Origin of the sequence: Vogesella alkaliphila (genome assembly GCF_014652475.1) — a bacterium.
GTDB lineage: Bacteria > Pseudomonadota > Gammaproteobacteria > Burkholderiales > Chromobacteriaceae > Vogesella > Vogesella alkaliphila.
Genome location: NZ_BMYW01000004.1, coordinates 159,462 through 179,850 on the forward strand (window position 1 = coordinate 159,462; position 20,389 = coordinate 179,850).

The 20,389-nt window shown below is 59.3% G+C and carries 21 protein-coding genes; 7 read left to right on the forward strand and 14 right to left on the reverse strand.

Annotation, left to right across the window (positions count from 1 at the left end):
- Positions 1–26 precede the first annotated feature (26 nt).
- From IE100_RS07960 to IE100_RS07980, 5 genes are read right to left on the reverse strand one after another with little or no spacing between them, the layout of a single operon-like run.
- Positions 27–497: a TadE/TadG family type IV pilus assembly protein gene (locus IE100_RS07960; protein ID WP_189373574.1), complete on the reverse strand. Its 471-nt coding sequence runs from the start codon at positions 495–497 to the stop codon at positions 27–29.
- Positions 494–943, reverse strand: a complete 450-nt coding sequence (locus IE100_RS07965) for a TadE/TadG family type IV pilus assembly protein (protein WP_189373575.1) — start codon at positions 941–943, stop codon at positions 494–496. Before IE100_RS07965 ends, IE100_RS07960 begins: the two co-directional genes overlap by 4 nt.
- 9 nt (positions 944–952) lie before the next feature.
- On the reverse strand, positions 953–2,236 hold the full coding sequence (locus IE100_RS07970; protein ID WP_189373576.1) for a pilus assembly protein TadG-related protein: 1,284 nt from the start codon (positions 2,234–2,236) through the stop codon (positions 953–955).
- A 52-nt stretch (positions 2,237–2,288) separates the two neighbouring features.
- Positions 2,289–2,576 carry a hypothetical protein gene (locus tag IE100_RS07975; protein WP_189373577.1) on the reverse strand — a complete coding sequence of 96 codons (288 nt, stop codon included), beginning with the start codon at positions 2,574–2,576 and terminating at the stop codon, positions 2,289–2,291.
- Between the two features lie 12 nt (positions 2,577–2,588).
- A complete protein-coding gene (locus IE100_RS07980) occupies positions 2,589–3,980 on the reverse strand; it encodes a type II and III secretion system protein family protein (protein ID WP_229800282.1) in 1,392 nt (463 codons plus the stop codon).
- Here IE100_RS07980 and IE100_RS16425 point away from each other — a divergent pair.
- Positions 3,967–4,209 (forward strand): hypothetical protein, encoded by a 243-nt coding sequence (locus IE100_RS16425; protein ID WP_229800283.1) that lies wholly within the window; start codon positions 3,967–3,969, stop codon positions 4,207–4,209. The two genes, IE100_RS07980 and IE100_RS16425, sit on opposite strands and share 14 nt — an antisense overlap.
- Here the strand turns inward: IE100_RS16425 and cpaB are convergent.
- The 5 genes from cpaB to IE100_RS08005 form a co-directional block, all read right to left on the reverse strand.
- Positions 4,206–5,069: a Flp pilus assembly protein CpaB gene (gene cpaB / locus IE100_RS07985; protein WP_229800284.1), complete on the reverse strand. Its 864-nt coding sequence runs from the start codon at positions 5,067–5,069 to the stop codon at positions 4,206–4,208. The genes IE100_RS16425 and cpaB overlap by 4 nt on opposite strands.
- A gap of 75 nt (positions 5,070–5,144) precedes the next feature.
- Positions 5,145–6,455 (reverse strand): DUF8689 domain-containing protein, encoded by a 1,311-nt coding sequence (locus IE100_RS07990; protein WP_189373580.1) that lies wholly within the window; start codon positions 6,453–6,455, stop codon positions 5,145–5,147.
- 195 nt (positions 6,456–6,650) lie between these two features.
- The gene (locus IE100_RS07995; protein WP_229800285.1) at positions 6,651–7,220 is read right to left on the reverse strand and encodes an A24 family peptidase; all 570 of its coding nucleotides are present in this window, start codon (positions 7,218–7,220) and stop codon (positions 6,651–6,653) included.
- A 28-nt stretch (positions 7,221–7,248) separates the two neighbouring features.
- Positions 7,249–7,566: a Flp family type IVb pilin gene (locus IE100_RS16515; RefSeq protein ID WP_268245217.1), complete on the reverse strand. Its 318-nt coding sequence runs from the start codon at positions 7,564–7,566 to the stop codon at positions 7,249–7,251.
- A 201-nt stretch (positions 7,567–7,767) separates the two neighbouring features.
- Positions 7,768–7,962, reverse strand: coding sequence for a Flp family type IVb pilin (locus tag IE100_RS08005; protein ID WP_189373581.1), 195 nt, complete (start codon positions 7,960–7,962; stop codon positions 7,768–7,770).
- Positions 7,963–8,151: 189 nt separating this feature from the next.
- Here IE100_RS08005 and IE100_RS08010 point away from each other — a divergent pair, with 189 nt between their 5' ends.
- From IE100_RS08010 to asnB, 6 genes are read left to right on the forward strand one after another with little or no spacing between them, the layout of a single operon-like run.
- On the forward strand, positions 8,152–9,723 hold the full coding sequence (locus IE100_RS08010; protein WP_189373582.1) for a hypothetical protein: 1,572 nt from the start codon (positions 8,152–8,154) through the stop codon (positions 9,721–9,723).
- Positions 9,724–9,772: 49 nt separating this feature from the next.
- Positions 9,773–10,597 (forward strand): class I SAM-dependent methyltransferase, encoded by an 825-nt coding sequence (locus tag IE100_RS08015; RefSeq protein ID WP_189373583.1) that lies wholly within the window; start codon positions 9,773–9,775, stop codon positions 10,595–10,597.
- A gap of 2 nt (positions 10,598–10,599) precedes the next feature.
- Positions 10,600–11,535 (forward strand): class I SAM-dependent methyltransferase, encoded by a 936-nt coding sequence (locus IE100_RS08020; RefSeq protein WP_189373584.1) that lies wholly within the window; start codon positions 10,600–10,602, stop codon positions 11,533–11,535.
- 47 nt (positions 11,536–11,582) lie between these two features.
- Positions 11,583–11,885 (forward strand): EamA family transporter, encoded by a 303-nt coding sequence (locus tag IE100_RS08025; protein ID WP_229800299.1) that lies wholly within the window; start codon positions 11,583–11,585, stop codon positions 11,883–11,885.
- Between the two features lie 52 nt (positions 11,886–11,937).
- Positions 11,938–12,927, forward strand: a complete 990-nt coding sequence (locus tag IE100_RS08030; RefSeq protein WP_189373585.1) for a glycosyltransferase family 2 protein — start codon at positions 11,938–11,940, stop codon at positions 12,925–12,927.
- 29 nt (positions 12,928–12,956) lie between these two features.
- On the forward strand, positions 12,957–14,810 hold the full coding sequence (gene asnB / locus IE100_RS08035) for an asparagine synthase (glutamine-hydrolyzing) (RefSeq protein ID WP_229800286.1): 1,854 nt from the start codon (positions 12,957–12,959) through the stop codon (positions 14,808–14,810).
- Between the two features lie 191 nt (positions 14,811–15,001).
- Here the strand turns inward: asnB and recN are convergent, their stop codons facing one another.
- The 4 genes from recN to IE100_RS08055 are packed head-to-tail and all read right to left on the reverse strand — an operon-like array spanning position 15,002 to position 20,386.
- Positions 15,002–16,666 (reverse strand): DNA repair protein RecN, encoded by a 1,665-nt coding sequence (gene recN, locus IE100_RS08040; RefSeq protein ID WP_189373587.1) that lies wholly within the window; start codon positions 16,664–16,666, stop codon positions 15,002–15,004.
- A gap of 14 nt (positions 16,667–16,680) precedes the next feature.
- Positions 16,681–17,565 (reverse strand): NAD kinase, encoded by an 885-nt coding sequence (locus tag IE100_RS08045; RefSeq protein WP_189373588.1) that lies wholly within the window; start codon positions 17,563–17,565, stop codon positions 16,681–16,683.
- On the reverse strand, positions 17,562–18,206 hold the full coding sequence (locus IE100_RS08050) for a response regulator transcription factor (RefSeq protein WP_189373589.1): 645 nt from the start codon (positions 18,204–18,206) through the stop codon (positions 17,562–17,564). The genes IE100_RS08045 and IE100_RS08050 overlap by 4 nt, the downstream gene beginning before the upstream one ends.
- Positions 18,206–20,386, reverse strand: coding sequence for an ATP-binding protein (locus IE100_RS08055; RefSeq protein ID WP_189373590.1), 2,181 nt, complete (start codon positions 20,384–20,386; stop codon positions 18,206–18,208). The genes IE100_RS08050 and IE100_RS08055 overlap by 1 nt, the downstream gene beginning before the upstream one ends.
- Positions 20,387–20,389: the final 3 nt, after the last annotated feature.

Sequence of the window (20,389 nt, forward strand, 5' to 3'; positions counted from 1 at the left end):
GTTGGTTGAAAAAGGTTGTCCAACCATCAGGGCGAACAGTCCGGGTTGGCATCCGCGCCGGTGCCGGTGGCAAGACTTTCCCGCGTCAGGGTGGTGCTGAATGTCGGTATCCGCCACGACTCATTGATAAACGGGAAGACGTAATGAAAAGCCGGCGCATTGGGCGAAATGGACACGGTCACGCTCTGGCAATTCGCCGCGCCGGTACAGCCGCTCGGTGCGTAACTGACCACGATGTCGTTGACGTTGGTAATCGGCAGAAACTTTTGCATCGAGGTCTTGATCGTGGCGACATTCATGTCACACACCACCGCCAAGCGGGCACCGCGTCGCGTCGCCTCCACTGCCGAATTCCAGGCAAACATCAGTCGCCCGAACTCCATGATGCCAAGCAACAGGGAAAACAGAATCACGGCGACCAGGGCAAACTCCACTGCCGCCACGCCACGCTGCGCCTGCCTGCGGGAGAGCCGCCGCTGCCGGAATGAGGTTTTCATAGGTTTGCCTTCATCACAGTGCGGATCGGGTCAAAGGTAATGGTGGACAGATCCGCGGTAACAAACGGTACCAGCGAGACAAACTGGTAATCACTGACCGTGACCGACACCAGATTGACAACCGGTGCCGTGCCTTGGGCAAGGTGATCCGCACAACGCTGCCAGTCACATATCGTCACCGTGGCACTCCCCAGATACGGAGCCAGCAACTGACCCGCACAGGTCGTATTGCCATAGCGCACCAGACAGGTGGCCTCGGTATCTTTCGTGCCGGGCTGCTGTGCCGACAGGTAACGGGCTGCGTCGCGGGTGGCCTTGATCACCGTGTTGTACTGGTAAAACGCCCGCCCGAACTCGGTGATGCCGAAAACGATGAAGATCAGCGGCATCAGCAGGAACGCCATTTCGACGGCAGCAACACCCTGTTGGCGGGAACGCGTTTGCATGGTCGTCTCCTATCGCGCCAACGCCGGCACTTTGGGACCAATACCACCACCGGCCCCCGGCAGGCCCAGCGTGGCGCACGGGTTGCCCGGCACGTCAGCCTGACCACGGTATTCGACAAAGGTCTCTTCCCCAGGCCCTTCCATCGGCTGCAACATCAGCACGCAGGCAAACTTCTGGATGGGGACAGTTTGTGAGCTGCTCCAGCCATCACAGTTGACAATCGGCATCAGTGCCAAGCGCCGGTCGGCACCATTGCTATCCAGCTGCGCCGAGGTAGCGCTGCTTGGGTTACCAGTCAAATCAAGGCCCGCAGCAACATCGCCTTGGTAAATGGTATTGGCAACCCTTGCCGCCAGAAAATTGGACGTTGTACCGGATGTGCCGTTGTAGGCGTTGAACTGACTGGTCCAGGATGTCGCGGTGTAGGCAAAGCCAGTGAAATCTGGCGGCGCATTGCCAACGTTATCGCTGCCCTGGTACAAGCCGAAGCGGGTATTCCAGGCCTTGGCAATGGATTGCTGCATACCAGTCTGGCCTACCGGATTGCTGACGGTCAGGTCGCACTGCCCCGATCCGGTCAACAGGTTGGACAGTTCAACGGCACCGCCATTAGGTGGCGAAAAATCAATGAGATTGAAGCTGCCGGTAAAGCCGCCTCCGGCAGTGAAACGGCTGCCATACCACTTGCCGACACAAAAGCCATGACTGTCAGGCGTCGTGCCATCAGGGCAAGTAGTAGGTGTGGATGGCAAATAAGGCGGGGTTTGTGAACACAGCCCCACCGGAATGGCGCAATTGGTCTGCGATGGCGACAGGGCGGCCACCGCATGGGCAGTCACCGTTTGCGCGCCAGCCCCCATGACCTGCATGAACCAAGGCATGATGCCGGTCTGTGGCAGGGTGCACTTGGCATACTTCATGTTCGGAATGCTGGCTGCCGCCACCGCATTTTTGGTGAAATAGGTGCCGGTCAGCGTTTCACTGAAAGTGACGTCACTATTGACCAGGATTGAAACTGCATCGCCCTGGAAGTCGACATTATTACGCTGCCCGACGGTGATGCCGGCACTTTCCGCCCGGTTGAGCGACTCGGCATCGCCTTTCAGCTCCGCCGCCGCCGCCAGCGCACAAGCATCTGCTGCGTTGCTCAGTTCGGTCTTGGTGATGAACAGCCGCCCGAGGTCAGCGACCAGCCCCAGAAAGCCGACCAGCACAACAATACATAGCCCGACGATGATGGCTACCGCGCCCTTCTGATATCGCCGGCCCGGTAGCTTGCCTGTGCGTTTCATAACGCCACCTCATGCATCTGATCCTGAAACCAAATGGGGAAACAAGGCGGGGCTATTTGCCTCCGCCACCCAACACGTCAATGGTGAGAATGCCGGCTGTGGAAGGCGGCTTCTGGAACGACTCGTGGTAGCGATCCACGCTGTCTTTGGCCGCCACACCGTCGATACCGGTAACCGGGTCCATATTCTGGGACGCATCCGGATTGATGGTCTGCTGCGCCTTGGCCATGTTGACGGCTTCGCCGAAGCGGCTATCCAGATACGGTGTCGACGAACAGGCCGTCAGCAGGGAGGCCAGCAATACGGTGCGGGTAATCATCACCAGTTTGTAAGTTTGCATGACTTGGCCTCCTTATTTCACTTCAAAGCCGGATGGCGCTTGAGGAGCTTGTGGCGGGGCTGCCGGCGTAGCGCTTTCGCCGGAACTGCTGCCTGCGGCGGCGGGCGGCTTGCCCTCCATCTTGCCGCCGAGGAAGAACTCAGCCCGGTTTGGCGGGGTGTAGTTGTCGGTCGGCAAGGCGTAGTTTGGTGGCAGCGGTTTCACCAGCCGCGGGGTGACCACGAAGATCAGCTCGGTCTTGTCGGTCTGGAAGCTGCTGCTGCGGAACAGGGCACCCAGGATCGGGATTTCACCCAGCAGTGGGAAGGCGCTGATATTGGTGGTGACGTTGTTCTTGATCAGGCCGCCGATGGCGAAGCTCTGGCCATCGCGCAGTTGCACGGTGGTCGCGGCGCGGCGGGTGGTGAACGACGGCAAAATGGCGGTGCCGTTGAGACCGGTGATATTAACGCCGCTGGCATTCAGCTCGGACACCTCCGGCGCGACCTTCAAGTTGATCCTGCCGCCATCCAGCACGGTCGGGGTAAAGCGCAGGGCCACGCCGAACTCTTTTTCTTCCAGGGTAATGGTCTGGCCACCGGTGCCACTGTTCTGCGCCACCGGGATGAATATCTTGCCACCGGCGAGGAAGCTCCCTTCCTGGCCACTGATCGCCATCACGGTCGGCTCGGCCAGTACCTTGACCAGGCCATCATCGTGCTGGCCATCGATCTTGAAGCTGCGCGGGTTGGAGGTACTGCTATTGGAGCCGCCCAACAACAGCCCGATAGCGTTGGACGCGTTGCCGGACAGGAAGTTGGTGTCCCAGTTAAAGCTCCAGCCGCCGTGGTTCAGCACCCCGGCCAGGTTGATGCCGACCTGGTCCAGCAGCTTTTTCGAGATTTCCGCCACTTTGACTTCCAGCATCACCTGCTGCGGCGCATCCACCGACAGCATGTTGATGACCTTGGATTGACCGGCATAGGCTGCGGCCAACGTCATGGCCTTGTCGACGCGGGTCGAGTCCGCCACGCTACCGGTCAGCACCAGAGAATCGGAGGCGGCGCTGACCTTGATGCGGCTACCCTCGCCAGCCAGCATGTCGTTGAGCGAGCTTTGCAGCGAGGCGGTATCCACCCCGACGGTGACATCGACCAGCATGCACTGCCCGGTACGGCTCAGCAGGATGATATTGGTCGAGCCGACACTCTTGCCCAGTAGGTAGATTTCGCTCGGACTCAGCAAGATCACATCCAGCCCGGCCACCCCCGCGTTGGCCTTGCCTTCCGGAGCCTTCTTGTCGTCGCCATCCGCACCTTCCTTGGGCTGTGCCGCTTGTGTGCCCGCCGGGTTACCCAGCAGGATGCGACTAACCGGTGAGGTCGTCTTCAGGCGGAAGGACTTGCCGACGGTGACGTTGACCATCGGTGCCGACTCGATGGTATTGCACGGTGTCGTGGCCGCCGGTTTCGGTGTAATGGTTGCCGCTTTCGGCGAAACCGTGGCTGCCTGGGCCTGTGCGGCCCACATCATCATGCAGCAGGTGGCGATTGCCATCGCACCAAGATTCAGGCGGGGCAAGCGTGCTTCGACAGGTTTCTTTTTCATTATGACTTTACTCCCTAACGAATTGGGCTGGATGTCTGACAGTTAGAAACACTCGGTATGTCGAGACGTGCCGCTGACGATTTCTACACAGTTCGGGGTTGCTGCAGCCGAGGTTGACTTGGCTGGTGCAGGCCGTTTCACGGCAACCTTTTTCACCACCCGCTTGGCCACCGGTTTGCTGGCCACCACCGGCTTGGCGACCGGAGCCGGTTCTTCCTCGCCTCGCAGGAGAATCTGCTTGGTAATGCCAGAGGTTTCTACCGGTTTGGGGTCAACCTGATTGCGCAATACTAGGGACAAGGTGCCGACACTGCGCGCCAGATCCAGCTTCTCTGCCTGTTCCGGGGTGACTTCCAGTGTCACGGCATTGACCACCTTGGGTTTGGTATCGTCACGGCTGGCTTCCTGCGCCACCGCCAGCACCAGGATGTGCTCCAGCACGATCTTGGAAATACTCAGATCGACCTTTTCCTTGGTATTGGCTTTGGCATCATCTGTGGTATTGACGAGGATATCGACATAGTTGCCAGGCAAGGCAAAGCCCGCTACGCCGATCACGTCGTTAACCCGCACCGTCATCGCACGCTTGCCTTCCATCACCACTGCAGACAGACCGCCCTTGGTGCCTACCGGTGCCAGTTTCGATTCCAGAATGGCCTCGCCGCGTAGCACGCTGGTTTTCAGCACCCGGCCGTCCAGCGCCTGCGGATCGACAATCGCGCCATCGGGAATGCTGCCGCTTGGCCAGTCAACCAGCCGCAACATCTCCGGCGTCAGCTTGGAGCCAAGATCGACATCCACCGCCGCGATGACCACTTTCTGGGCGGAAACACTGGTCTGCTTGTTGATCCATTGCGATGCCATCACCACGGCCACCAGGCCGACGATGATGGACACCACGATCATTGCTATCGCTCTTGGGTTTTTCACTGCCTTCTCCCCACACTTGATTAACAGCTCAAGCCAGGTCGCAACCGCAACCTATCCCTTGGTGTAGTAGTTTTCCCATGCCCACGTCAGCAACTCCTCGCTCAGCTCCGGCTTGATACCCTGGTAAAAGGTGAAGTCGCGGATCTGTTCCAGCAAATCGCGTGGAATACAGGCGAGGAGGGGTTTGTCGTGCTTGCCGTGCAATTCATCAATCACAAACCGCAACCCCTGTTCGGTAAAAGGAATGCCCAAACGGGTGCAGTTCTGTTCGAAAATCGCGCGGTAGTCCTCTTCCTCAAGCTTGCCGATGTAAATCTTGTAACCAAGCCGGCGCAGGAATGCCTCGTCGGCCAGTGTGCTTGGTGGAATGTTGCTGGAGAAAATCACGATCACGTCGAATGGCACCATGAACTTGGTACCGGTGTGCAGCGCCAGATAGTCCACCCGACGATCCAGCGGCACAATCCAGCGATTCATCAGCATTTGCGGCGAAACCAGCTGCCGCCCCAGGTCATCGATGATCAGCAAGCCATTGTTGGCCTTGACCTGTGGTGGTGCCTGGTAAAAGCGGGTGCTCTCGTCAAAGTCCAGATCCAGCATCGACAGTGTCAATTCGCCCCCGGTGATCACCACCGGGCGCTTGCACTCCACCCAGCGCGCATCATGCAGCGGCCCTTTGTCCAGCGAACTGCCACTGTGACTGCTGACTACTGGCTGGTGTACCAGCGGATCGAACAGCTGGATCACTTCGCTATCCACCAGTACGGCATAAGGAATGGTGCAGTTGCCGGTCAGCAGGGTGGCCAGGTGCTCGGAAACATAGGTCTTACCGCTGCCGGGAGGTCCGTATACCAGGATTGCCCGGCCGGAGTTCATCGCGGCGCCAAGCTGATTCATGGTGCTCTGGCGCAGGACGAACCCTTTGAAGCCTTCGGCCACCAGCTCTTTGGTGACCTTCATGTTCGCCACCGACTGGCGATGCACTGCGTCGTTATAGGCCTGCAGCGTTACCGGAACAGGGCCGGCGTAATGGCTTTTTTGCAGGAAGGTCTGGGTACGGTTGCGGCCAACGTCGGTCAGCGTGTAGGCGATGGTGGCTTCTGTCTCGTTACGGCCGGACACCTCACACAGCTGTTCGCTGCGCATGAAGGCCAACAACGGCTCCAGCACGCCGATGGGGAGCTTGGTGTGGTTGACCAGATCAACCAACCGGGTCTGGCCGTGAAAGAAGAGGGTCTTGCAGAGCAGCTCCACCAGAAACAGGAAATCCAGCCCGGTTTCTTTTACAGTCTGCGGAGCACGGGGCAAAAGGTCGCGAGGAGGAGTGCCGCCCTGTAATTCCAAGCCATCGGGATTGAACATTTCCATCCTCCTCTCCAACATAAAAACCGAACCGGGTATTTATGCAATGAGATATAGCTCAGCAGAAACCATTAACCAAGAATAATTTTTTGACCACCAATTAACAAAAAATGCACACAATAAAACTGCGCAAGTGTTAACTGGCGCATTGAGTTTTTAATGAAAATGCCTCTCAAGAATCACAAACCACCAAAATCAGATCCCTTGCCAAACAAGATAGCCCGCCGTGCCAATGGCAATCGCCATGGCATAAGGCAGGGTTCCCACCGAATTCACCATCACAGAATCAGCCGGCAGTTTGTCACTGGTTAGCCTGATAGCGCCTGGCATCAGCATGAAGATGCTGTTTCTCAGCATTTGGCGGACAGCCTTCATTTTCAACGAGAAAGCCAAGGACAACACGCCGCCAGCCAACAATGTACACAGCACCACACCAAAGATAGCTGGCGAGCCGGTAAAACATCCGACCATGGCCATCAATTTGACATCCCCCGCTCCCATGACGCGTAATAGATAAAGCGGCAGGAATAAACCGAACCCGAACAACAAACCCTTGAGCGCAGACAAAAACCCGTCACCACCCGGCAAGAAGGCCTGTACCAGCAGCCCGACAACCATGCCGGCAAGGACCAGTTTATTTGGAATTTTTCTGCTCGCCATATCGGTAAAAACGGCAGCGAGGAGGAATCCAGCAAGCAGACCCAACCTCGCCCCGAATAGCAGACTGATTCCAATGGCAGCTAGCCAGGTGAAAATCGTTGTCAATTACTTCCCCTTGAAACGAACAACAACGTCAGGCCAAGGCTGCCGCCAGTTCTGCTGCAATATTATTGAATACCAGCTCCAGGTTATCACCCACAGCGCCAACCGAAGCAATGATCACGACGGCAATCAGCGCAGCAATCAGGCCATATTCAATGGCTGTCACACCATCTTCGTCCTGGATAAAACGTTTGAATGTCAATGCGAGCTTATCCATTTCCAAAACCTCCATGGAAATTGAACCTAATGGCAGCAACCGCTGCCGTCCGTTTTGCGCCGTCGAGACCCGACGCATGTTTTGTTCAAGCATCCAAACAAACCAGGCTTGACTGGCCTGCTGCCAGAACACTCAAAACAAATACTGGGCTGCACCTTAAATCACAATCACTGACAGCTTAAACATTATGCTAGTACACCATAGGCAGTGAGCAAGTTAAGTTTTCAACTTTCCTGCACAGCATCAATTCACAATGACCATCAATTAATTGCAAAATGCATTTTTTAATAAAAAATAGAATGTCAGGCGGATAATACTGGTTTGGTTTTCACTTCACATGACGTCAGCAACCACTGCTTCAACCTGGTCGGCCACGTTCAGGAACAATGCTTGGACATTTAATCCGACTCCAGTAACAGCACCTACAATGACAATAGCGATAAGTGCCCCCAGCAGGGCATATTCCATGGCGGTCACGCCATCCTCATCAAGCAAAAACTGGATCAAGTGACAACGATACTTGTTCATGATCAGCTCCTGGCTGAACAGCGGTTACAGGAATTCATTCGATAAGCAAGGCCATACACACGGTCTTAGATCACCCGCAACATGAAGTCAAACAATTGCAAATTGTATGGCATCACCTATAGTGCATTCCGGGGTAGAGAAAAATCATTTGTTAGCCTTTGCGTAAAGCCACTAGGGGGAATTTAAATCATGGCCTACACAAGAATGGGACTAACGCCTTCTACTGCCATTTTCATTATTGTGTTTACAATAATGCTGCTATTCCCCAAGTTTGAAGACCCCGATTTTTACTGGCACCTAAAGACTGGCGAGCTGATTGTCACCACCGGGCAGCTGCCATGGCATGACGTTTTCACCTATACCAACTCCGGCAACCCTTGGGTGCTTTCAGAATGGCTGAGCCAGGCCATCTTCTATTTGCTGTATCAGCAGGCTGGGCTGACTGGTGTTGCTGCCATTACCGCGCTGGTTTATGTCTTGTGCTGGTTTATTACCTACAAAACCTGCCAAGCACTACTTCAAGATGAAGGTAAGGCCATAATTGTGGTGATGGTGTTTTGCGCCACGATGGGGGCCATCGCACCACGGCCACACATTTTCACCTTCCTGTTCTTCTCGATACTGCTGCACCAACTTTTCATGTTCAAATACAGATCAGTGGATCGTGGTTTGATTTTCATTCCGCTGATAATGGCAATCTGGGCCAATGCGCATGGCGGTTTTTTTATCGGCCTGGTCTTGCTTGCAGTTTTCCTTATCGCGGAGTGGAGCCATCATTTATTGGTAGACAACGTTGGCCGCATTGAAACCAAGCGCTTAAAGAGATTAAGTCTTATTGCCATCGCAGGTTTTCTGGCCACCGCCATCAACCCGCATGGTTGGGAGTACTGGCTTTACCCCTATCAGGCCATCGTCTCTTCGGGCGACACGCAGTTCATCAGCGAGTGGCAGTCGCCCAACTTTCACAAGTTGTTCTTTCAGTATTTCTTGGTGGTCATATTCTTGTTCTTTATGAACATGATTTACGCCAAAAGAAAACCGGATGTCACCGAGCTTGGTGTTTCTCTGGTCTTTATCGGCGGGGCATTCTTTTCTGTTCGTAATATTCCGCTGGCCGCGCTGGTTTTGGCGCCGTTTTTCTCCGTCTTCTGCCAGGAGCTGTCACTCGCCAGGATATTTAAGAGACCGGATTACAAGCCCAAATCCGGCCTCTCGGCCATTGCCCACCATCTTATGGCCGCCGGCAACCGGCAGGTAGGCGGTAGTGCACCGCTGGCAAACTGGCTACTGCTGATTGCTTCACTGTTTTCGATTCTGCTGCTTTACCCAAGCAGAAAAGAGCACAACAGCATGGCGGTGTCGCGCACCCTGCCCGTTGCCGCAACTGACTTTGTCATCAAGCACAACATCAGCGGCAACATGTTCAACACCTATCATTACGGTGGCTACCTGATCTACCGGCTCTATCCCCGCCAGCGGGTTTTCATCTACGGCAGAACGGATATCTACCCGAAGCCGTTCATCACCGAATACCGGGAGATGTACCGTGGCGGCGGTAACTGGAAGCAGTATTTCTACAAGCACAATATCGATTACGTGCTGTGTGAAAACCTGTCGCCGCTGCGGCAGCTGTTGCTGAACAACGGTGATTTCAAACTGGTTTTTGATGATGGCAAGCACTCGGTACTGCTGAAAGACACCGCCAAGTATCAGTCATTGATCAAACAGTACGCTCCAAAGTTGCAACAGCAGCACACATGACATGGGAAGCATTGCACTTTCATAGCTCAATGAAAGCGAGGGGTGATTCATGTTGACCGATCAGAGAACCGCCGATGCCTTTGCCAACTCCTGGAACAACCTGCCAGCCGGCTCCGTTTACACCCGCGACCAGTTTACTGACTGGATGAGCCCGCTCACCGCCGCCGATGTCGCCGGGCGCCAGGTGCTGGAGCTGGGATGCGGCAACGGTAGCCAGATGCTGCATCTGCTGGACTGGAAACCGGCTTTTGTCGAGGGGGTGGATCTGGGCGATGCCATTCTTTCCGCCTGCAAGAATCTGGCGGGCAGGGCGGATGAGAACTGGAAAATCACGAAGAGTGACATGACCACCTTTTGCGGACCGGGTCATGACCTGGTCTACTCCATCGGGGTGTTGCATCACCTGGACTGCCCCAAGGATGGCTTCGATGCGGTGATCCGCAATGTAAAGCCCGGTGGTCGCTTTCATTGCTGGGTCTACGCGGAGGAAGGCAACGGCGTGATCATCAAACTGGTCGATCCGCTACGCAAGATCACCTCACACCTGCCGTGGTGGCTGACCAAGTACGGCGTGGCGACCCCGCTGGCGGTGCCTTTTTTCCTCTATGCCAAAACCGTCGCCGCCTTGGCGGGCATCAGCGGGGTGGAGAAGCTGCCGCTGTACCAGTACTGCTGCTGGATCAGCAATCGAGACTTCCGCTTTTTCAGGCATGTCGCCTTTGACCAGCTGGTCACCCCACAAACGGTCTATATCAATAAGGCGACGATCGAGTCCTGGCTGGCGGGCCATGCCGACATCGACCAGCACAGCACCTACATCATCATGAGGAATGGCAACTCCTGGAAGTTTGGCGGCAAGCGCAAGGAGGCATAGCGATGCAGATCGCCGAAAAGTTCATGAGCATGCTGCGTTGCCCGCTTTCGGGGGAGCCATTACAGCCGTGCGACCACGGGCTGGCCAGCCGCGACGGCAGCCTGCAGTACCGGATCAGCCCGTCCGGCGTGCCGCTGTTTGCGGAACACTTCTGCACGGACGACGCCAAACGCCAGCAGGCCCATTTCGAAAAAATTGCCGGTATCTACATCGACAATCTTGCCTACCCGCATACGCAGGAGTACGCGGCCTACCTCGACCGTGCCTTTCTCGACATTGCCGCCGACGCAAAGCTGGGCAGTACCGCCGAGATCTGTTGCGGCAGTGGCGAGGCGTTCCGACTGTTGGGCAACAAGGTTGTCACCGGGCTGGGCATCGACATCTCGCTGTCGATGCTGGAGGCGGCCAAGACCAGTCTGCGAGATGCCGATCAGTATTGCTTTGTACAAGGCGACGCCACTGGTCTGCCGCTGGCTGACAGCCTGTTTGACAGTGTTTTCATTATCGGCGGCATTCACCACGTCAACGACCGGCAGCGGCTGTTTCAAGAGGTATTCCGGATACTGAAGCCGGGCGGGCGTTTTTACTGGCGCGAGCCGGTCAGTGATTTTTTCCTCTGGCGCTGGCTGCGCGCGCTGATTTACCGGCTGTCGCCATCGCTGGACGATAAAACCGAGCGGCCGCTGCTGTACCGGGAAACGGTGCCACCGCTTGAAAACGCCGGCTTTGTACTCAGGACCTGGCAAACCTACGGCTTTTTCGGCTATTGCCTGCTGATGAATAGTGATGTGCTGGTTTTCAATAGGGCATTCCGCCACATTCCCGGCATACGTCTGGTCACAAGGTTGGCCGCAAGGCTGGATCACACCATCACCAGCCTGAAGCCGTTCCGGCGCTACGGCCTGATCGTTATCGGCATGGCTGAGAAACCAGGATGAGCACGGCAAAAATGCGGCTATTCGTTTATTACATAATCATGGTTGGCATGACGGTTGCGGCCAACCTTTTGCTCAAGTCCGGGGCCGAAAAATCCGGCAACAGCCTGATCGAACTATTCAATATCAGGATACTGTTCGGCTTTATCTTTTTCGGACTGGCCGCGTGCTTTTATATTCTGGTGTTGACCAGACTGCCGCTGAATGTCGCGCAATCTTTTGCCGCCATCCAGTTTGTTGCCGTAATCATGGCGGCGCACTTTTTCTTGGGCGAGCCAATTGATGCCACCAGGGCATTGGGCATTTTTCTGATTTTCTGCGGAATATTGCTGGTCGGAAAATCCAGTTTCTGAGCGGCCATTCTGTGCTTGATTGCTTGTGCCATCCTGAAACGAGGAGGTGCTCATGATTTCCGTTATCGTGCCGGTGTATAACGAGGCCGACAATCTGGTCGCGCTGTACGAGCAGGCGGTGGTGGTACTGCAAAAGCTGGAGCAACCGTGGGAGCTGATCTTCATCAATGATGGCAGCACGGACGGCAGCCAGGAGCGGCTGGAAGAGCTGGCCGAAAGAGACCAGTGTGTGAAGGTCATCAAGTTCTGCCGTAATTTTGGCCAGACCGCGGCGATGATGGCGGGGGTCGATTACGCGGAAGGGCACATCATCATCCCGATGGATGGCGACATGCAGAACGACCCGGAGGACATCCCTCGGCTGCTTGCCAAGCTGGAGCAGGGGTTTGACGTGGTGTCCGGCTGGCGGCAAGACCGCAAGGACAGCCCGATCAAGCGCAACTTTGTCAGCCGCGTCGCCAACCGCATGATTTCGTCGATTTCGGGCGTGCACCTTCATGACTATGGCTGCTCTCTGAAGGCGTACCGCAAAGACGTGATCAAGGGCGTGCGCCTGTACGGCGAGATGCACCGCTTTATTCCGATCTACGCCAGCTGGTTTGGCGCCCGCATCGCAGAGATCCCGGTGCTGCACCACCCCAGGCAGAACGGCGTTTCAAAATACGGGCTGGGCCGCATCGTCAAGGTCATCCTCGACCTGATGGTGGTGAACTTCCTGTCCAAATACGCCGGCAAACCGATGTATCTTTTCGGTGCCGCCGGCCTGTTCATTCTGCTGATCAGCGTGCTCACCGGCGGCTGGGCGGTGTACCTGAAATTGGTGGAAGGGGTGTCCTTCATCTCGACCCCGCTGCCGCTGCTGGTGGTGATGACCGGGGTAACCGGCTTCATGTGCATCCTGATGGGGCTGCTGGCGGAATTGCTGATCCGCACCTATTACGAGGCGCAGGGCAAGAGCGTGTATCTGGTTGGCAAGACGCTCAATATCAAGACGCGATGCGCAACGAGGGCGGCCAGATGTGTGGAATCGTCGGATTTGTAGGCGCCGGTACGCGACAAGACCTGGAGCGGATGAGCAACGAAATCATCCACCGCGGGCCGGACGGTGTCGGCTATTGGACCGAGCCGGAGAAGGGGGTCTATCTGGGGCACCGCCGGCTGGCGATTCTCGATCTGGCCGGTGGCCAGCAGCCGATGTGGACCGCCGATGGCGCACTGGGCGTGGTGTTCAACGGCGAAATCTACAACTACCGCGAGCTGCGCACCGAGCTGGAGCAGGCTGGCCATGTATTCGTGAGCGACCACTCGGACACGGAAGTACTGTTGCACGGCTACCGCGAGTGGGGCGAGGCGCTGACCGGGCGGCTGAACGGCATGTGGGCGTTCGCGCTGTATGACCGCCGCCGGGCGCGGCTATTCTGCAGCCGTGACCGCTTCGGCAAAAAACCGTTCTACTACACGCTGCAGCAGGGCAGCTTCGTCTTTGCCTCCGAACTGACTGCCTTGCTGCGCCACCCGTCGGTGACGGCCACCGTTTCCCGCCCGGCGATTCGCAAATACATTGCCTACGGCTACCTGCCGGCCCCCAATACGCCATACCACGCCATCCACAAGCTGCCGGCCGGCTGCTCGCTGGTCTTTGCCCTCGATAGCGGCAGCTTGCACCTGTCCCGTTACTGGTCTTTCGTGCTGGAGCCGGTGGACTCACGCCCGGCCGGCATTGAAAAGCAATGGCAAGAGGAGCTATTAGAAAAACTTGATAAAGCCGTAGCCTGCAGACTGGTCGCCGACGTCCCGATCGGCGTGTTTCTCAGTGGCGGTATCGATTCTTCCGCCGTCGCCGCGCTGGCGGCGCGGCAATGCGGGGCAGGGCAACTGCAAACCTTCAATATCGGCTTTGACGTCGCCGGCTTTGACGAGTCCGCGCACGCGCGGCGCGTCGCCGCCTTGCTGGACACCCGCCATCACGAGGCCATGCTGTCGCTGGACGTCGCGCGCAGCCTGTTACCCGCCATCACCGGCAAGCTGGACGAGCCGATGGCGGACAGCTCGCTGCTGCCCACCAGCCTGCTGTGCCAGCACGCGCGGCGCTATGTCACGGTTGCCTTGGGCGGTGACGGCGCCGACGAGCTGTTTGCCGGTTACGCACCGTTCCGGGCGCTGCGCTGGGCCAGTTATTACCAGAAACTGGTACCCGGCCCGCTGCACACGGCTATCCGCCTGCTGGCCAATCGCCTGCCGGTCGGCGATGGCTACATGAGCCTGGACTTCAAGCTCAAGCGGATACTGCAGGGCCTTAGCCATCCGCCACGGCTGTGGCACCCGAGCTGGATGTGCCCGCTGGACGATGCCGCGCTCGCCGAGTGCTTCATGGAACCGGTCGATCCGGAAGAGCTGTTCTCGGAGGCCATCGCGGCGTGGGAGCGCTGCAGCCAACCCGATCTGGTCGATCGCAGCCTGCAGTTCTTCACCGACATCTACCTGCAGGACGACATTCTCGCCAAGGTCGATCGCGCCAGCATGATGCACTCGCTGGAAGTGCGCTCCCCCTTCCTGGACATCAATGTCGTTGATTTGGCAAGAAAAATACCTTCGGAATACAAGCTGCGCCGTGGCGAAACGAAGTACATCCTGAAACAGGCGCTGGCACAGGTCCTGCCGCGGGACATCCTGCACCGGCCGAAGCAGGGCTTTGCGGTGCCGATTGCCAGGTGGCTGCGCGACGATACGCTACAGCTGGGCGACTCCGGCGCCGCCACCGGACTGAATGGCGCGTTCATTGCGAAAACTGTTGCCGACTACCGGCAGCACAACAGCAACCGGCACCACTTCCTGTGGGGGCAATGGACACTGGCGCAGGTGATGCAACGCCATGCCGCACTGGCCAGTGCGCCCGGCACAGTCGAGGCCATGCCTGTGCTTTAGAACCACTAACAAAACCCCTGATCCTGCGTTGCGCCTCCTTGCCGGACGACTGGTACTGTCTGCGTCGGCGCGCCTTGGCTCAGGTGCGCTGCGAGGTTTTGTTCGCGGCTCTTAGGCTACAGGCACGACAACAAGCGCTTCAACAAAAAAGCCCTGATCGAATCGATCAGGGCTTTGTCTTGCGGCCAACCTTATTCCGCGTTCGCCAGCAACATCTCGCTGGCGTGCTGCCGCGTGGTGCTGGTGATATCCTCGCCGCCCAGCATCCGTGCCAGTTCGTCGATGCGCTGCACCTGGTCCAGCGGCTGGATACGGCTGACAGTGCGACCGTCGACGCCGGACTTGCTGACCTGCCAGTGCTGGCTGGCGCAGGAAGCCACCTGCGGCAGGTGCGTGACGCACAGCACCTGGTAGCGTTCGCCCAGTTGCCGCAACAGCTTGCCGACCACCTCGGCGACGCGGCCGCCGATGCCGACGTCCACTTCGTCGAAAATCAGCGTCGGCACGCTGGCGACCTGGCTGATCACCACCTGCATCGCCAGGCTGATGCGCGACAGCTCGCCACCGGATGCCACCTTGGCCAGCGGCCGCAGGGTGCTGCCCTGGTTGGCCGCAACCAGATACTCGACGGCCTCCAGCCCGTTGGCGGTCGGCTCCGCCGCGGCGGACAGCTCGATGGCAAAGCGCGCGCCCTCCATCGCCAGCCGCTGCATCTCGGTGCTGATGCGGGACGACAGCTCGTTGGCGGCCTGGCGGCGCTTGCCGGACAGCGCCTCGGCGTGGGCACGGTAGCGTGCCAGCGCCGCCGATTCGGCGACGGCCAGCGCCTCCTGGTCGGTCGACGCCTCCAGTGCGGCCAACTGTTGCTGCCAGTCGGCCAGTTTTTTCGGCAGTTCTTCCGGCGTGCAGCGGTACTTGCGGGCGATGCGCATCAACACGTCGAGGCGTGCCTCGACATCCAGCAGCTGCTTGGGGTCGTCGTCGAAATCGCTGCCGTAGCTGCGCAGGCTGTACACCACCTCGCGCAATTCGGCATCGACCGAATCCAGCAGCGCCAGCGACTCCGCCAGCCGCGTATCCAGCCCCGACAGCCGCCCGAGGCGGCTCTGTACCTGCGACAGCAGCGACAGGCAGTTGCCGTCCATGTCGGACAGCACGTCCACCGCCAGCTGCGCGGTTTGCGCCAGTTCGGCGGCATTGGCCAGTCGCGAATGCTGCTGGTTGAGCTGCGGCCACTCGTCGGCCTGCAGGTTCAGCTCGCCCAGTTCGTTGATCTGCCAGGTCAGGCGCTCGCGCTCGACTTCCGATTCGCGCGACAGCCGTTCGGCGTCCTCGCGCTGGCGTCGCGCCTGCTGCCAGTCCTGCCACGCCTCGCGCACGTCGCGCGCCAGCTGCGTGCTGCCGGCGTAGGCATCGAGCAGCGCACGCTGGGTGTCGGCGCGCATCAGCGACTGGTGTGCGTGCTGTCCGTGGATGTCGACCAGGTACTCGCCGATGGCCTTGAGCTGGCTTTGGGTTGCCTGCTGGCCGTTGATGAAGCTGCGCGAGCGGCCGTTGCGGTCCACCAGGCGGCGGATCAGCAGGTCGTCCTCGTCGCCGCTCAGCTCGTTGTCCTGCAGCCAGGCGCGCAGGTCCGGGCTGTTGTGGATGGAGAACTGCGCAGAGATCTCGGCGCGCTCAGCACCGTCGCGGATCTGCCCAGCATCGGCGCGGTCACCCAGCAGCAGGCCCAGCGCATCGAGGATGATGGATTTACCGGCGCCGGTTTCACCGGTGAGCACGGTAAAGCCGGCGTGAAAGTCGAGATCGAGCTGATCGACGATGACAAAGTCGCGAACGTTCAGTGACAGCAGCATGGTCTTGTGATTTCTCAGAGCAGGCGCTCGCCCCAGTGAAGCTTGTGGCGCAGCATGTCGTAGTAGTTGTAGCCAATCGGGTGCAGGATTTTCAGCGTGTTGCGGTAGCTGCGCACGATGACCCGGTCCATTTCCATCAGGTCGCAGTGCGACTGGCCGTCGAAGTGCACGCGCGTGTCCAGCCCGCGCGTGAGCATGAAGGCCACCTCGCAGTTGTCGCTGACCGCAATCGGCCGGTTGCTGAGCGACTGCGGGCAGATCGGCACCAGCGCCATCGCGCGCAGGGTCGGGTGCAGGATCGGCCCGCCGGAGGCCAGCGAGTAGGCGGTGGAGCCGGTCGGGGTGCTGATGATCAGGCCGTCGGAGCGCTGGCTGTAGACAAACTGGTTGTCGACGAACACTTCAAACTCGATCATCGAGCCGAGTGCGCCACGGCTGATCACCACGTCGTTGAGCGCCAGCGCGCTGGTGATCTCCGCTTCTTCACGGATCACCGACGCCTGCAGCAGGATGCGTTCTTCCGGTACGAACTGGCCTTCCAGGATCTGGTCGATGGCGCCCAGCATTTCGTGCAGCGGAATGTCGGTCATGAAGCCGAGCCGGCCCTGGTTGATGCCGACCAGCGGCACGCGGTAGGCGGCCAGCACGCGGGCGATCGACAGCATGGTGCCGTCACCGCCGAGCACGATCACCAGATCGGCGAGCTTGCCCAGATCGTCGCGCTCGACGGCGGGGTAGGACGGCGCGTCGCCGTTTGCCGGCGGCATGCTTTCCGCGTCGATCAGCACGCGCACGCCGCGCTGGGTCAGGTGTGCGGCCAAGGTCAGCAGCGATTCGATAATGTGCGGTTTGCTGTGTCGGGCAACCAGGCCGATCACACTGAACAGGTTCTTGGTCATGATGAGTGCGTGATGCTTTCGTTGCCGGTAATCGGCAAGGCTTTCAGGTAGAAGCGGATCAATTCCGCCAGCGAATTGACGCCCAGCTTGTTGAACAGGTTGGCGCGGTGCGCCTCGATGGTGCGCGGCGACACGTCCAGCTCCCTGGCAATCTCCTTGCTGGACAGGCCGTCGGCCACCAGCCGCAGGATCACCATCTCGCGCTCGGTGACCTTTTCCAGCTGCTGCTTGACCTCGGCGGTCTCCGCCTCGTGCTGCTGCAGCTGGATGCTGTTGCGGATCGCCTTGCGCAGGCTTTCCAGCAGCCGGTTGCGGTCGATCGGCTTGGTGATGAAGTCGACGGCACCACCGCGGAAGGCGCGGGTGCATTGTTCCAGGTCGCCGTGGCCGGTAATGAAGATGATCGGCAGCTTGTTTTCCTTGATGCTGAGGATGTCCTGCAGCGCCAGGCCGTTGATGTCCGGCATGCGGATATCCAGCACCAGGCAGCCGATGTCGCCCGGTGCGTAGGCCTGCAGGAAGGAAGTGGCACTGTCGAAGGTCAGTACATGCAGGCCCTGGGTGCCGATGAGGATGGCGAGCGCGTCGCGCACCCCCGGGTCGTCGTCCACCACATACACGGACGGTGTCATCGATGCCATTATTGCTGCTCCTCTTTTTTGTCGGGATGGCTGTTTTTGATTACCGGCACGGTCAGCGAAAACTCCGCGCCACCGGTCTCCAGGTTGCGGGCGGCAAGGCGGCCACCGATGCTTTCGATGATGGTCTGGCTGATGGTCAGCCCCAGGCCCATGCCCTCGCTCTTTGAACTGTAAAACGGGTCAAACACGTGCGGCAGGATATTTTCCGGTATGCCGGTGCCGTTGTCACGGATTCCCAGCCGGATGTGGCGGCCGCGGCGCTCGCTGTAGGCGAAGATCCGCATCGGTTCGTCGCTGCGGTTTTTCTCGGCCATGGCATCCACGGCGTTCTTGATCAGGTTGATGATCACCTGTTCCAGCTGGATGCTGTCCGCCATCACCTGTGGCAAGTCTTCGGCCAGATCGGTGGTGACGATCACCTCGCGCGCCGCCAGTTCGTTCTTGGTCAGGTCCAGCGCGCTGCGTAGCGCGTCGTTGATGTTCAGCGGCGCCACTTCCGGCTGCTTTCGGCTGGCCAGCTCGCGCAGGCGGCGGATGATCTGGCCGGCACGATTGGCCTGCCGCACCGAGGAAACCAGCGAAATGCGCAGCAGTACCGGGTCCGGGTTGGCGTCGTCCATCATCGCGAGACAGGCTTCGTTGTAACTCATGATTGCCGACAGCGGCTGGTTGATTTCGTGCGCCACACCGGACGACATTTCGCCCAGCGTATTGATGCGGGCGACGCGCGCCAGTTCGTCCTGATGCTTTTTCAGCTGCATTTCGCTGGCCTTCAGCGCGGCGACCATGTCCTGGCGCAGCTTGCCGACATGGCGGAAACAGAGCAGGTAGCGCACCGCAACGTTGGCCGCATCGTTCAGCGGGATGAACTCGCCCTCGATCTCGCACTCCTGGCCGTGAGCGTCGATCAGGATGCTGCCCGGCGGCAGCATCGCCCGCACTTTTTTCTCGATCAGGCGCGGCAGCACGTGGACACGGCGCTGGTTGCGCGGGTAGCAGATGCCGAAATCGGCGCTGTCCAGCAGCTTGCCCTGCAAACCGCTGTCGCCGGTCAGCACCATGGCGCGGGCATTGGCGTACAGCACCTGGTTGCGCACCGACAGCAGCAGCACGGCCTCGTCCATCGTCTGCAGCGCGACATGCTCCAGCGCGGCCAGCGGCGGCGGGGCGACAACCGGCGGCAGGGCGGGTTCAGGCATCGGGGGGGCAGGGCGGAACAGCCGGCGGGACAGCATGCCGGCCCCCAGCAGGGCGCCGGCAAACAGCAGCCATGGTAGCCAGCCCGCAGCCGGCAGGCTCAGCTGCAACGCGTAGGGCAGCATCGTATCCGGCATGATCAGTGTTTGCCGCAGCGTTTGCAGTGCCGAGAACGGCACTGCCGCCGCCGGGACACTGGCCGGTTGCGTCGTTCCCGGCGCGGAGCTGATCGACAGCTGCAGCGGACTGTTGCCCGGCAGCGGCGGCAGCAACTGGCTGATGTCGACAAAAGCCACCGCCACGCCGCTCACCTGACTCAGCCGCTCCGCCGTGGCGCCAGGCAGCACACCGCCAGCGTAGGCGGCCCGGACGAAGGCGAGTCCCGGTGTGCCGTCGCGATAGGTAAACGGCTTGCTGGCCTGCATTTCGCCGCTGCTGATGGCGGTCTTGATCGCACTTGCGAAAAAGCGGTCGGCGGCCAGATCCAGCCCCAGCAGGTGTCCAAGGCGACCACCGGGGCGGTCTGGAGAGAGACTGGCCAGCGGGAGGTAGTGGCTGCGCGCCGGGGCAGGGAACCAGGCACTGCTTTCCATCCAGGTGGCACTGGCCGGGTCGCGATACTCGCGAATCAGGAACAGGGCACGACGACGATGGCTCTGCTGTACCTCGAAAGCGTCGCGATTGCCGATGTCGACCTTGTGCTGGAAGCCGGCGGCCACCACAAAGGCAGGCCAGTCCGTATTGATGCTCTGGGGGGCGGCGGTGTTCGCCAGCGTCAGCTGCTGCAGCAACAGGGTGGTGTAATCCAGCTGCCGGCCCAGCAGTGTCTGGTTCAGTTGCACGGCTTGATCGAATGTTTGCTGGCGATCACGGGCCAGCTGCGTCGCCAGTGCGTAGCCCAGCAGCAGGCAAAGCGCCCAGAACAGCCACTTCGCCCCCCCGTGTTGTCGTACCGCCTGCAAAACCTTTTTTGTTGTGATCAAGTC